This window comes from Thioalkalivibrio sp. AKL7, assembly GCF_000381705.1.
GTDB lineage: Bacteria > Pseudomonadota > Gammaproteobacteria > Ectothiorhodospirales > Ectothiorhodospiraceae > Thioalkalivibrio > Thioalkalivibrio versutus.
This window is the reverse complement of record NZ_KB906947.1, coordinates 164,732-178,295: the sequence shown is the minus strand read 5'-3', so window position 1 is coordinate 178,295 and position 13,564 is coordinate 164,732. Positions and strand designations below refer to the sequence as shown.

7 protein-coding genes are annotated in these 13,564 nt (G+C 65.1%); all 7 read right to left on the bottom strand.

The features are described from left to right. Nucleotides 1-378: 378 nt before the first annotated feature. Complete coding sequence (locus G315_RS0100780; RefSeq protein WP_018145773.1) at nt 379-1,716, bottom strand: FAD-binding oxidoreductase; 1,338 nt, start codon at nt 1,714-1,716, stop codon at nt 379-381. Then, nucleotides 1,713-2,843, bottom strand: a complete 1,131-nt coding sequence (cfa, locus tag G315_RS0100775; RefSeq protein WP_018145774.1) for a cyclopropane fatty acyl phospholipid synthase — start codon at nt 2,841-2,843, stop codon at nt 1,713-1,715. Before cfa ends, G315_RS0100780 begins: the two co-directional genes overlap by 4 nt. A 490-nt stretch (nt 2,844-3,333) precedes the next feature. Beyond that, on the bottom strand, nt 3,334-4,659 hold the full coding sequence (locus tag G315_RS0100770; protein WP_018145775.1) for an acetyl-CoA carboxylase biotin carboxylase subunit family protein: 1,326 nt from the start codon (nt 4,657-4,659) through the stop codon (nt 3,334-3,336). A 393-nt stretch (nt 4,660-5,052) separates the two neighbouring features. After that, nucleotides 5,053-7,713, bottom strand: coding sequence for an AMP-binding protein (locus G315_RS0100765; RefSeq protein WP_018145776.1), 2,661 nt, complete (start codon nt 7,711-7,713; stop codon nt 5,053-5,055). A 26-nt stretch (nt 7,714-7,739) separates the two neighbouring features. Then, on the bottom strand, nt 7,740-11,846 hold the full coding sequence (otsB, locus tag G315_RS0100760; RefSeq protein WP_026338791.1) for a trehalose-phosphatase: 4,107 nt from the start codon (nt 11,844-11,846) through the stop codon (nt 7,740-7,742). 331 nt (nt 11,847-12,177) lie between these two features. Further along, on the bottom strand, nt 12,178-13,143 hold the full coding sequence (locus G315_RS0100755; RefSeq protein WP_019611677.1) for a 1-phosphofructokinase family hexose kinase: 966 nt from the start codon (nt 13,141-13,143) through the stop codon (nt 12,178-12,180). A 119-nt stretch (nt 13,144-13,262) separates the two neighbouring features. Beyond that, nucleotides 13,263-13,508 (bottom strand): hypothetical protein, encoded by a 246-nt coding sequence (locus G315_RS0100750; RefSeq protein ID WP_231370694.1) that lies wholly within the window; start codon nt 13,506-13,508, stop codon nt 13,263-13,265. Nucleotides 13,509-13,564: the final 56 nt, after the last annotated feature.

Sequence of the window (13,564 nt, the reverse complement as noted above, 5' to 3'; positions counted from 1 at the left end):
ATCTTTTCTTGAGACACAATTAGAGACGTTTTGAGCCCAACAGGGGATCTGGGATGACTTCAGATGCCTCGTAAGGCCTTGAATATGGGAATTTCGAGGGAGGGCCTGAGGACGCGGACTACTATGTCAAGGTAGTGCTCAACCAGCTGAGCTACGCGCCTGTCGTCTTCGAGCCGCGTATTCTACCGACTCCCCGCCCCCTGTCAAAGCATCCGTTAACTCATTTTGCGTGCCGCGTTAACGGGGTCGGCCCACGGCACCCTGGACGCGCAACGCTGCATTGACCGTCGATCGCGCTCTTGCCGGTCGCCGCGGTTTCCCGGCGCGCGACGCACCAGGGTGTGGACGAGCGGTTCCGGCCTCGAGACCCAACCGGCCTCAGCCCCGTTGCACCGCCTTTTCATAGAGTCCCGGAAAGCGCCCTTCGGGATCGCATTCGCGCTTGAGGGCCTCGTAGGCCGGGCGGTCGTAGTTCTGCCAGAAGGTGGCTTCGTCGTAGGTGCTGCGCGAGTACAGGCTTTTCTTGCCGCCGTGTTTCGCAACCAGTGCCTCGACCCGAGCGTTGTAATAACCGTCGGGCTCGCTGGAGCGGACCATGTCCCAGAAGCCGAAGTTGATGTACGCGGTATCGGTACGCAGCTGGAACAACGAGAACCCGGCCTCGGGTACGACAAACGGGCAGATCCACACCGGGCGGATACCGATTTCGGCCTCGAAATCGGCCAGAAACGCCGCGGCGCTGGCGATCGGGATGTCGACGTCCTGGATCACCGCCTCGCTGCGCGGGCGCACGGCGTGGAGCAGGCTCAGCGGCCAGCGGCGGCTGGCGCGCATGATCTTCTGGTAGGTCACGCTCGACAGGCGCTTGCGCCCCAGAAGCAGCCGCACCGGCTTGAGGTGGGCGCCGACATTCCTGCTGCACCAGAACCAGTCGGTGTCCCAGCGCCAGAGGTAGTCGTGGATGCTCAGATAATCCTCGCGCCGTTCGCGCAGGCTCTGCCAGTACTGTCGCATCCAGGTGTAGTCGCTGGCCTCGGTGTCCGCCGGCGGCGATTCCACGCAATGCGCGCGGGTCAGCACGAAATCGCCGGGGGCGAAGTACACGCCATCGAGAAACGCGCAGGTCGGGTGCGCGCATTCCTCGGCGATCGCCGCGAACAGTTCCTCGGGATCGTGGAAGCGGGTGTGCGCCAGCCGGATATAAGGCTGCACCCGGATCAGCCGCAGCCGGACCCGCGTGGCGTAACCGAGGCTGCCGTAGGAGTTCGGAAAGCCGTAGAACAGTTCCGGGCGCTGCTCGCGCGAGCAGGTCAACACGCGGCCGTCGGCGACCATGACGTCGAGCTCGTCCACCGTGTCGTGCACCAGGCCGTAGCGGAACGCGCCCGACTCGATGCCGATCCCGGAGGTCGCGCCGCCGACCGTGATGCTCCTGAGTTCCGGCACGATGGCCGGTGCCAGACCGTGCGGCAGGGTTGCGTCGACCACGTCGGCATAGGTCGTCATGCCCTCCACCTCGGCAACGCCGGCCTCGGCGTCGATCTCGATCACGTGGTTGAGCGAAGCCACGTCGATCTCGGTCCGGCGGGCCTCCTGGCGCGGCCTGAACAGGTTGCTGGTGGACTTTCTCAGGCGCACCGGTCCGTCCGACCCGGCCAGCGCCGCGGCCATCGCCTCCACACGATTGCGGTGGGCGGCCCAGGCGGCGCTGCTCATCGGACCGGCTCGTAACGCGGCAGATCCCCGTGGCTGAGCACGAGCTGCCAGAGATTCAGATGGCGCGCCCGGAACGCGCCGGCACAGCTGAGCAGGTAATAGCGCCACATCCGGTAGAAGCGCTCGTCCAGCCCTTCGCTTTGTTTCAGCTCCGGCCAGGCGGCGACGAAATTGTCGTCCCAGGCCATCAGGGTGCGGTCGTAGTCCGGACCGAAGTTGTGCCAGTCCTCGAGCACGAACAAACCCTCCTTGGCCCGGGTGAGCTGCGCCTCGGACGGGATCACGCCGCCGGGAAAGATGTATTTGGCGATCCAGCGGTCGGTACGAACGCAGCTGACGTTGCCCCCGATGGTGTGCAGCAGCATCAGGCCAGCGGGCTTCAGGCGGGCCCGGGCCAATTCGAAGAAGGCGCGAAAGTTCTTCGGGCCGACGTGCTCCATCAGACCGATGCTCACGACACGATCGTATTGCCGGGATTCGTTGGCGGCCTCGCGGTAGTCCTGCTTCCGGACATCGACCGGCAGGCCCTCGCAGAGTCCTCTCGCGTACTCCACCTGCTGGCTGCTGATGTTGTAGCTGTCCACCTCGCAGCCGTGCTCGGCGGCCAGAAACCGGGCCAGCTCGCCGAACCCGCCGCCCAGTTCGAGCACGCGCATACCCGGCTCCAGGTGCAGCTTGCGCGCGATCAGGTCCAGCTTCGCGCGCTGGGCTTCGTCCAGGGTCGCGTCAGCCCCGTCGGGGCCGTAATAGGCGCAGGTGTATTGCATGGTCGGCCCGAGCATGGCCTCGTAGAGCCGGTTCGAGAGGTCGTAGTGCTGCTCCGCGACCCGCCGCGAGCGCCCTCGACTCTGCTCATTGGCGAGCCAGCTCAGCAGCACCCGGCCGAGCACCGCGGGGCTGCGCACCTTGCGCTCCAGGCGCGCCCGGAGGATCCGGAAGAACAACTCGTCCAGCCGCTCGACGTCCCACCAGCCATCCATGTAGGCCTCGCCGGTCCCGAGCGACCCCTCGGCCAGAATCCGCTGATACAGCCGCTCGTCGTGGACCTGAACATCCCAGGGCCGCTCGCCGCCGACCTCGACGTCAGCGCTGCGCAGCAGTTCCCTGACTTGTTGGCTTGCTGACATGCTCGTGCTCCTTGCAAGAATCGGACGGCCGGTTTCCAGCCGCGATAAATCCCTCCACTGTAGGCATAGTTATGAGCTAGACCCAAGTTCGCAATGGTCCGTTCTCCTCCGGATCCGGCCCCCTCGTTCACCCGACTTCCGCCGTTGTGCATGAACGATCCGCCACCAAAAAGACCTGCGACGGGATAAGCCAACCCACATCACAGCCCGTACCCAGAAGATGTACGGCCAGGCCAGGGCTGCGCCGCTACGTCGGCAAGCAGCCCACCGGTGCCGGGCTACCTCATCAGACCGCCTCCGGCAGGTCCGCACACGCGACTGATTGATCCGCTCATATGCCCCGGGACGACCGAACACTGCTTTTTGGAACATGATCGCCCTTCAGACCATGCGCGCAAGCCGTATCCCGTGCAAAGCGGAAACCCCGGTCGCGCACCCTCGCACACCCCGGGGCCATTTCGGATTCCAATCCCGTAGCGAAGGCCGCATCTCAGGACACAGCATTCTGCACCTCCGGGGCCTCGCCTGATATCTCTGGAACAGAACCGAACTCGAAGTGCAGGGCCTGCAGAATACGGTTGTATTTTTCCAGCAATGCCTTGCGATCCTCTGCGCCCGTATGGACATGAGCGATATCGTAGCTGTAGCTGTCCTGCTCCAGCAGGCTCGAGAGCCGCGTCCCCTGCTCGACCTTGAGCTCGATCAGGGTATCCGGAAATTCCTCTTGGATACGCTCGATATCGCCGGCGCTGGGAACATGCGTGGCGATGCCATCCTCGAACACGCGCACGTGAAACTTCGCGGCACACCCATAACGGCCGCGTCGTAACGGTAAATCCGGTGCCCTTCCCAATGCCAGTTCAAGCATGATCTGGAAATTGGAAGCCCCATCCACTTTTTCGAACATATCGCTATGTGATTGTGACAATCGAGGATTGACTTCCAGCAACGTGAGCTCCTCGGTCTTTGGCCGGTAAAAAAATTCCACGTTGTAGGTCGCACTGTCGTAGCCAAAGTGTAGCAATACTTTGTTGGTTGCCTCACTGATCCTGTTCTTCACCCGCTTCGGAAGGCTAGACGGGTATTGATAGCGAAGAAACGACGAACGGTTGGGATAATTGATCGAATCGATGATCCCGTAATGCTGCGGCTTGCCGGCAAACACGTAACCCTCTATCGTGCACTGGCGCCCGCCAACAGCCTGTTCAACGATACAGTTCCGGCCGCCGATGGCGGCAATCTCCTCTGGGAGATCTGCATACGAAAGGATCTGGTCGAAGGGTCCGGCGATCCGATCGATGCGCGCGCGGAACTGGCCAATGGCATGGCTCAGCTGGCGCCGGTTGCCCACCCTGAATGCAAGAAGCGAGTCCATCCCCTTAACTGGCTTGATCCAGAAGGGAAAGGGAACGTCCATAGCGTCGATGGCGGCATCATCGAACGGATCCAGGACATCGAATCGCGGGACCATGCCCGGGATTACTTTGTGCTGTTCCAGCCGACTCCAGTATTTGTGCTCGCAGCGGAGGACACTCTCGAGCGAGGGCGAGGAAAGTCCATATTCGCGGCAGAGGATCGCCACCATCGTGGTCACTGGAAAATCCCAATAACCGAGAATTCCGTCGATCGAACCGTCGAACTCCTGTAGACGTTCTCGTGCCTTGCCAAGGCATTCTTCGACAGGATAAAACCCTTTGGCTTTTACTTCATCAAAACTCAATAGCTCATGGAGTCTGTAGTCGATGCCGATGTCGACCGCCCTGATCTTCTTCATGTTAAACGGGTCGGCCCCGACGATGAAAATATTCTTGGCCATTTAAAATCCTCCACGGCGAAGTGGTACAGAACACAATCGCCTTGGCCTGCACCAGACCAAGTGCAGGAAGTACAGAGCCGGGCTGGCCAAAACGCTCGCCCTGTCACATGAGGGCATTACTCCGAGATTAGATGCTGCCTACCAGATAGCAAGCTCGGGGGCCGCCCCGATGACCGGCCCGACTGTCGTGGCGAGAGGAGTTTGTCAGCGTGATCCGTCAATCGAGTGCGCGAAGCGGCTGATCATCATCCTGGGCCCGGAGATCAGGACACACAGGGCCTGGTTCGCCCCACGGCTCAGGGTTTCAACGAGGATCGCCTCTTTCCAGGCCGTCTTTCATGCTGACGTCCACCGGTTACGGGAGATCGTCCACCCTATCGGTCAACGTAGTGGTCACCTGCCGGGTTCTGCCGCAGCGCCCAGTTCCTCCAGCGCGGACTGCAGGGTGCGGACAATCTCTCGCTCGTCGGTGCCGTAATGCGCGGGAAGGACCGGCTCCCCAATGACCACGCGCACCCTTCCGCCGAAACGCGGGAAATGCTTGCCCGGCGGCAGCACCTCGCGCGTGCCCTCGATCCACACGGGCACCACCGGTACGGGCTGTGCCGCGAGGACGAGCCCGATACCGGGCCGCAGTCTCTGGAGCGTGCCGTCCAGGGAGCGCTGGCCTTCCGGAAACCAGATCAGGCTGTTGCCCCGCTTCACGCTCGCCGCGGCCAGAGCGAGGCTCCGGCGCGGCGCGGACCCGGGGTCGACCGGCAAGACGCGCGCGGTGCGGCTGAGGGCTCCATATACCCGGTTGGAGAAGAAGTAGTCCTCCAGACCGGCCCAGTACAGCGACTCGAGATCCTGCCTGCTCAGGGCGGGCAGTAGCGCCAGGGGGTCCACGAAACTCAGATGGCGGGGGGCGAGCAGGTAAGGACCGTCGGCTGGAAGACTGCCCTGGACCTCCACGCGCATCAGCAACCGCGAGAGCAGCCGCGCCAAAACCAGCAGCAGGCCGCCGATCACACGGCGGGCCGCGCCGGGGGGCTCCAGGTCCTTTTTCTGGTCTTCGACGAGCAGCGCTTCCGGATCTACGAGCTGCGCCTTCAGTTCGCCCCGACCCTCCTTGGCTTCGGAGGCCCCGGCCGCCTCCTGCAGCAGATCCCGGACCGTCTCGACGCGTTCGATCGCCGAATCATCCAGGTCGATCCCGGCGCGATCCTGCAGCGCAAGCGTGAGGTCGACCCAGCTGAGCGAATCGATCCCGAGCTCCTCGGCGAGGCTACTGTCGGGCGTAACGCGGATATCATGAAAGCGCTCGGCGAGGTAGTTCCAGGTACGTTCGGCGCCCGGGTCCGAGAGCAGCTGCTGGTCCTCGGGGGCCATCGACTCCGGAGAGACCGGCTTTGGTCGCGCCTCGGAAACGGCATCTTCCTTGCCCAATTCCTCGAAGAGCTCTTCGAGCTTGTGCCGGCGCAGCTTGCCCAGGCGCGTACGCGGAAGGGGATCGAGCGCAATGCGCACCACGCCCGGGCGGTGATGACTCGGCAGTTCCTCTGCCGCGCGCTTGACCGCATCCTTCACCCGTTTCTCCAGGTCCTCGCCGGTGACCTCGCGCAACAGCCGCGACTCCGGAACCACGACCGCCGCCAGGCGATCGTCATGCGCCAGCACGCCGGCCTCGCGGATCGCGTCAATGCCTTGCAGGGCGCCCTCTACCCGTTCCGGGTCGACGTTCTCGCCCCCGGAGAGCAGGATCATCGAGGACTCGCGACCGTGCAGGTGCAGGTAGCCATCGTCGTCGATCTCGCCCGTGTCCCCAGTGCGGAACCAGCCGTCCTCGTCGAGGACCTCCTCGGTCTTGTCCGGAAGATTCAGGTAGCCGGCAAAGATGTTCGGGCCGCGTGCCATCACCTCGCCGCGGCCGTCGCGGGAATCAGTGTCGTCGATGGCCAGCTCGACGCCCGGCAAGGGCAGCCCCGCAGCCTCCAGTCGCAACCGGTCCGGGGGGTTGTACGTGAGAATCGGCGCGGTCTCGCTGAGACCGTAGCCGGTACCCAACTCCCAGCCCAACGCCTGCAGATCGCGCCCGAGGTTGGGGTCGAGCGCGGCACCCCCGGCGACTACCAGGCGCAGGCGCGGGGCGAGCCGCTGGTGCAGGCCCTTGAACAGCCTCTGGCCCAGGCGCAGTCCAAATCGCTGGCGCGCCAGTTTCGACAGCCGCAGCATCTGCCGGAACAACAGCGCCGCGATCCGCCCACGCCCCGCAACCCGGTCCTCCAGGGCCTTCCACACGGCCTCGTAGAGGCGCGGCACCCCCAGCATCACCGTTGCCTCGCCGCCGCGCAGGCCGCGCACGATCTGCGGCCCTACCAGGGAGAACGGCACGATGATGGGCGCCCCGAGGGTCAGGGGGACCAGGATGCCGACGGTGAACGGATAGACATGATGGAACGGCAGAGGGACCAGGACCCGGTCCCGATGGTCCGCGATTTCCTCCGCACACAGCGCCTCGACATTGCTCGTCAGGTTCCGGTGGGTCAGCGGCACGCCCTTCGGCGGTCCGGTGGTACCGGAGGTGTAGAAAACCGCCGCGACATCGTCGTGTCGCGCAACCGACGATGCCGCATCCTGCTTCAGAAGCCCCTCCCACGCCTTGGAAGCCTCCGGCTCGGCATCAAAGAGGCAGGTGCGCCCCTCACCCAAATCAGCCGGGAGGCGCTGTTCCAGCCTCGAGGTAGTGAAGATGAAGCGCGGCCGCGAATCGGACAGGGCGTGCTGCAGATCCTCGGAGGGCATCTGCGTGTCCAGGGGAACCACAGTGCCCCCCGCGTTCATCACCCCCAGCGCGGCGATGACCCACTCCGGGCTGTTCGGGGCGAACAGCCCCACCCGGTCTCCGCGTTCCAGGCCGGCCTCCCGGAGTCCGGCCGCCAGACGCCCGGCTCGCTCGAGCAGATCCGCCCGCGAAGTGGTTTCGAGGCCATCGCGGGTCATGGCGACCACCGCCACCTGCCCCTCCTCCGGCGACTGCGAGGCGAAGAGTTCGTCGACGGTCTGGGCATTCATGTCGGAAACCTCCAGGGAAACACGGATCAATGTGCCGCGTCGGGCTCGACCCCGCCGGTGCGATTCTCGTCGCGCACGCGTTCCTCCGGCTTCAGCAGCCGGAAGCGGCAGTCGTCGCCGGGCGCCAACTCCCGGTAATGACCGCGGTAAGCCACCATGATCGAGTGGGTGGTATAGGCACCGCTGCGGATCTCCAGCAACTCGCGGGTGGCCTCCACCTCCAGCGTTTGGTTGCGGTAATGCAATCGCACCTTCACGCAGTGCAGTTCCGGGGGGAACACCGGATCGAAGTGGAGCACGTTACCCCGCATGTCGATCCCCAGGTAGCAACGCTGAACCAGATCGACGCTCCCGGCCATCGCGCCGACATGGATGCCCTCGGGCGTCGTACCGCCCTGGATGTCCTCTAGGTCGCTGTCCAGGACGCGCTGAAAGAGATCCCAGGAATGGGAGCGGTCAGACCGCGCCATCACCCAGGAATGCGGCACGTGGCTCAGGGTCGAGCCGTGCGAGGTGCGGGCCAGGTAGTAATCGACGTTGCGCGGGATCATCGACGGATCGAACGGATAGCCGAGCTGTTCGAACAGCATCGCCAGCTCCTCCGCCGAGAACAGATAGAACATCATCAGGACGTCGGCCTGCTTTGAGACCTTGTAGCGATTTGACGAATCGCCCTCGGCCTCCAGGATCCGGTCCAGGCGCTGGATATCACCGTAGCGTTCCCGGTACTCCTGCCAGTCGAACTCTGCGAGCTGTTCATAGCCCTCGAACTGACAGATGATCCCGTCCGCGTCCATCGGCACGCGCAGCTTGCGGCTGATCTCGTCCCAGAGATCGAGTTCCGCGTCGTCCAGGCCGACACGTTCCCGCAGCTCCCGCCAGCGGATCTCCGGAAGCAGGTCGATGACGTCCCGCGCGCGGGTCAGTACCCAGGCCGCCATCACGTTGGTGTAGGCATTGTTGTCCACCCCGCCCTGGGCCTCGGGGTCGGCGTCCGGATACGCGGTGTGATACTCGTCCGGCCCCATCACGCCCTTGATCTCGTAGCGGTCCAGGTTCGGGTTGTAGACCGATGCACTGGCCCAGAACCGGGCGATCTCCAACAGCATCTCCGCCCCGTAGAAGTTCATGAACTCCTGGTCACCGGTGGCCTGGAAGTACTGCCACAGGTTGTAGGCGATCGCGGAGTTGATGTGCCGCTGCCGGTGGGAGGTATCCGGGAGCCACCGCCCCGAAGTCGGGTTCAAATGCAGTCGCTGCGTCTCCTCGCGTCCGTCGCTGCCGCTCTGCCAGGGATACATCGCGCCCCGATAGCCGGCCTCAAGCGCCGCCTGCCGGGCCTCCCCGAGGCGGCGATAGCGGTAGCGGAGCAGCGCCCGGGTCAGCATCGGAATACGCAGGTTCAGGAAGGGGAAGATGAACAACTCGTCCCAGAAGACATGTCCGCGGTAGGCCTCGCCGTGCCAGCCCCGCGCGGGGATGCCGGTATCGAGATCGACCGAGTGCTTCGAGGTGGTCTGCAGCAGGTGAAAGATGTGCATCCGCAGCTTGAGTTCGGTATCCGGCGCCGCGTCATCCTCGAGCGCAATGTCGCATTCCCTCCACAGGTGGCGCCAGGCCATCTCGTGGCGGGCGCGAAGGGCGTCGAAGTCACCGGCACGGCCGAGGGTTCGGAGGGCCTCTATGCCGGGTTCGGCGATCGCGGCATCACGCGACGAGTACAGCGCGAGGACCTTCTCAATCCGGAGGTTCGCGCGTTCCGGCAGATCGAGGATGATCTCCTGCGCCACGCCCTGCGCCTCCCGCAGCGTTTGGCGCTCGGCCCCGGCCTCCACGCCTTCGTGGTACACACGGGTGCGGGCGGCCTGCGCAATGTCGAGCCGGGACTGGTTGGTCCGGGCCCGAAGAAACAGGGTGTCGTCGCCCCGGTGGTCCGCCTCGAGAATCTCGAGATGGCGGTTCTCGAGCCCCCGGTAGCGCGCCACGCCATCATTGACCACCCCGCCGTCGAGCGCGGAATGCAGGGTGACCCGTCCCGACCAGTCCTCCGCGGTCAGCTCCACGCACAGGGCCGCGAGGTGCGGGTTATCCATGCTGACCAACCGAAGCTCGCGCCACTGCGTGGTACGGCCCGCCGGATCGCGGAAACGCAGGCTGCGCAGCAACAGGCCGCGGTCAACATCGAGTTCCTGTGCAAACGACAGGATCTCCGTGTCGTCAAGCCGGAACCAGTCGCCGTCATCCACGCGGAAGGTCAGCGGCAAGGCGTTGGGTAGGTTGACTAGGTCCTCGTTCTCGACCTTCCTACCGGCCACCTCGCTGATCAGGCGGTTGTAGCCGCCGGCGAGATAGGTGCCCGGGTAATGCACGTCATCCGCCCACGCGTCCGGCGCGGCACCCCGCATCGCGAAATACCCGTTGCCCAGCGTGCACAGCGCCTCGCGCAGACGCTCCTGCCAGGGACGGTAGCCGGAGTAGCGCAACACCCAGCCTCCCTTTTCCCGTGTATCCGCCGCGGCATCGGAGACGCGCGCCGCCAGGATCCCGGTCAGGGACTGGAGCAGACGTTTCACGCCGAGGACGTCATCCACCACGCAGTCGGCAGCGGTCGCCCGGGTTTCGTCGTGACGCACCGCTACGCAGATACCCTCCCCCGCAAGCGCGCGGAAGGCGTCCTCATCGGTCAGGTCGTCGCCGACATACACCGGCACGAGGTTCTCGCCCGGGCCGTCCACCTCGCCGAGAATCCAGCGCACGGCCTCGCCCTTGTTCCAGCGGATGCCCGGACCGATATCCAGCACCTTCTTGCCGTGGCCGAGACGCAGTTTCGGGTGTGCCTCCAGCACCTCGCGGACGATCGCGCCGACCCGATCCACCTCCGCGGCGGCGACACGCCGGTAATGCACGGCAATGGAAAAGCGCTTGCGCTCCACCATGTGGCCCTCGATCCCGGCCAGCCGCTGCGTTAATTCCTGTTCCGCCGCATCCAGTTCGGGGAGGAACTCACCGCCCTTCTCCAGACTTCGGTCGTCGTCCTTCGGACCGGCGATCTCGAAGCCGTGGCTGCCTGCGAGCCACACGGAGTCGAGGGCGACCAGCTCCCGAAGCTTCATCAGATCGCGACCGCTCACAATGACCACACTGCAGTGCCGGGCCAGCGCCGCCACCGTCGCGCGCATGTCGCCGGCCAGCCATGCCTGCGTGTGATCCTCGATGATCGGCGTCAGGGTGCCGTCGTAATCCAGGAACACCACCGGACGCGCGGCCTGCAGGCGCGCGAACATCTCGCTCTCGCGATCCCGGGCACGGGGCAGATCGACGAGCGTGCGTCGGGTCAGTCCGGCGGCACGACTGTAGCGAAGCTCGGCGGCATCGCGAACCACCAGGTCGGCGCCGAGCTCGAGCACGGTATCGGCACGGTCGGGACCGGCTATGCCGATCACGGGCCGAAAGCGGCCACGCACCGCCGCCTTGACACCACTGCCCGCATCCTCGAGGACCGCGCATTCCTGCGGCGCTACGCCCAGTCGCCGCGCCGCCTCCAGCAGCATCGCCGGATCCGGCTTGCCGGGGATATCCAGCCGCGCCAGCTCGTTGCCATCCACCCGTACGTCGAAGGCGTCGAGCAAGCCGGCGCTGCGCAAGACGGCCTCCGCGTTGCGACTGGAGGAAAACACGCCGGTCGATATCCCGCCTCGGCGCAGTGCGTCCAGCAGCCGCAGGGTGCCCGGGAACGCCTGCACCCGGTTCGCCTCCAGCCAGGCATGGAAATACCGGTTCTTGCGCCGGCCCAGGCCCGCGACCGTCTCCGTCTCCGCCTCCGCCTCCGCCTCCGGGCCATCCTCGTCGCTGCCGGCCGGCAGTTCGATGCCGCGCGCGTCAAGAAACGTGCGGATGCCCTCGGCACGAGGGCGCCCGTCCACATACCGGCGATACTCCGCATCGGCGTCGAAGGGCTCGAACGTCTCTCCGAAACGCTCGGCGCGCGCCTCGAGGAACTCGTCGAACAGGCGCTTCCAGGCCGCGGCGTGGGCGCGTGCCGTATCCGTCACCACCCCGTCCATATCGAACAGCACGGCCCTGGTGTTTGCCCCTCGTTCCGCCTGATCCTTCATGCGGGCCTCCCGCTGCATGAAATCCCTCGGTCGAATGGCGGCGCCTACAGGCAACCCCCACTCTCATCATACGCATGGAAAGATTTCGCCAAGAAACCCTGATCTTCGATGAAACCCTGCCGCCGCCACGCGGCACGGATATCACCCTCGCGCAGATAATGAGCACCCCGACTGTCGTGCTGAACGGGGTTTTTCAGAGTGATTAGCCAATCGAGTTCGCCAAGCGGCTGATCATCATCCCCGGCCCGGAGATCAGGGCACACGCCCCGGGCCTGGGTCGCCCCAAGGCGCGGGTGTTTCAACGAGGATCGCCTGTTTCCAGGCCGTCTTTCATGCGGACTTCTACCGGTTATGGGAGATCATCCGAACCGGACCGACCGTGGTCTTCACCACCAGTCTCCCGAAACAACCGTTCGACATCCTCTGCACGGCACATCACGGTTCCTTCGCTCAACAGCGCGGCGGCACCCGCGGCAACGGCATACCGGGCTGCATCCCCGAGTGACTCTTCAGCCGCCAGTCTGAGCACAAGGGCGGCCACAAAGCTGTCACCCGCACCCACCGCGCTGCGGGCTTCAACCTCTGGCGAGGGAAGATGGAAAACACCCTCGGACGAGGCAAACAGCGCCCCTTCCCCGCCAAGGCTCAGCGCGACGATCTCCGAGCCGCCGGCGTCGAGGATCTTCTGCAGCGCGGCCTCCTGCTCTTCCCGCGAATCCAGATCGGCCCCGGTTAGCTGGCGCAATTCCTGTTTGTTGGGCTTGACCAGGAAGACCCCTTCATCCAGCGCAGCCTCCAGGGAGGCGCCGGAAGCATCGACAACACAGCGGGTCCCTGCCTGCTTTGCCAGCCGTGCCACCCGGGCCGTGAAATCATCCGGGACCCCTTCCGGCAGGCTGCCGCTCACCACCAGATAGCCACCCCCCGAAAGCGCCTCCTCCACACGATCCAGCGCCCCGCGCCACTCCTTCTCCTGCCACTCCGGACCCTCCAGAACAAAGCGATATTCCTTGCCGGTCGACTCCTCGGTCACATTAAAGCTCTGGCGGGTGCTGCCCTCGATTTCAATCGGCTGTGCCCCATCCAACTCGGCTTCCAGCAACCCGCGGTACACGTCGCCCATCGGGCCGCCCACGGCGTAGAGCGCCGTCGCCTCGCCTCCCAGACGCTCGATCACGCGGGCGACATTGACGCCACCGCCACCGGGATCGAAACGGCCGCCCGAGCAGCGCAACTTGTGTTTGCTGACCACCTCCTCCACCGACGTGCTGACGTCGAGTGCGGGATTCATCGTGAGCGTGACGATCGGTTGCATCGTATTTCCTCCGGTGATTGCGCGCGGATGTTCTCAAGTACCGAATCCGGGTATCGGCGTAGCGCCCCCCTCATCGGCTGCGAGTTCCTCTGTGCATTCGGCCTACGCGGCCCTCCGCTTCACCACCATGAAGCTGTCCGGACACTCACCAGGATGCGTTCGATCCCCTGCTCCACCCGAAACGCGGCGAACTCCGGGTAGTCGTTCGGGGCCCGACCGCCGAGACCGGTCTCCACACCGGCGTCCCGGGCCTTTTCCAGCATCACACCGTTCGCGGCGATGCTCTCGCCGAAGCCGGGATCGCGAGACCACTTGTCCGGCACTGGCGTCCAGGCACCCGCCTGCGCATTGACAAACTTCGCCACCAAACCCCAGTCTCTAGGCAGCCGCTACGCGGTCCTACCGACCGGACGAGCAGTTG

Excerpts from the sequence above, each read along its gene's own strand:
- G315_RS0100765 (WP_018145776.1), bottom strand. The coding sequence starts at position 7,713 with ATGAATGCCCAGACCGTCGACGAACTCTTCGCCTCGCAGTCGCCGGAG.
- cfa (WP_018145774.1), bottom strand. The coding sequence starts at position 2,843 with ATGTCAGCAAGCCAACAAGTCAGGGAACTGCTGCGCAGCGCTGACGTC.
- G315_RS0100755 (WP_019611677.1), bottom strand. The coding sequence starts at position 13,143 with ATGCAACCGATCGTCACGCTCACGATGAATCCCGCACTCGACGTCAGC.
- G315_RS0100780 (WP_018145773.1), bottom strand. The coding sequence starts at position 1,716 with ATGAGCAGCGCCGCCTGGGCCGCCCACCGCAATCGTGTGGAGGCGATG.
- G315_RS0100770 (WP_018145775.1), bottom strand. The coding sequence starts at position 4,659 with ATGGCCAAGAATATTTTCATCGTCGGGGCCGACCCGTTTAACATGAAG.
- otsB (WP_026338791.1), bottom strand. The coding sequence starts at position 11,846 with ATGCAGCGGGAGGCCCGCATGAAGGATCAGGCGGAACGAGGGGCAAAC.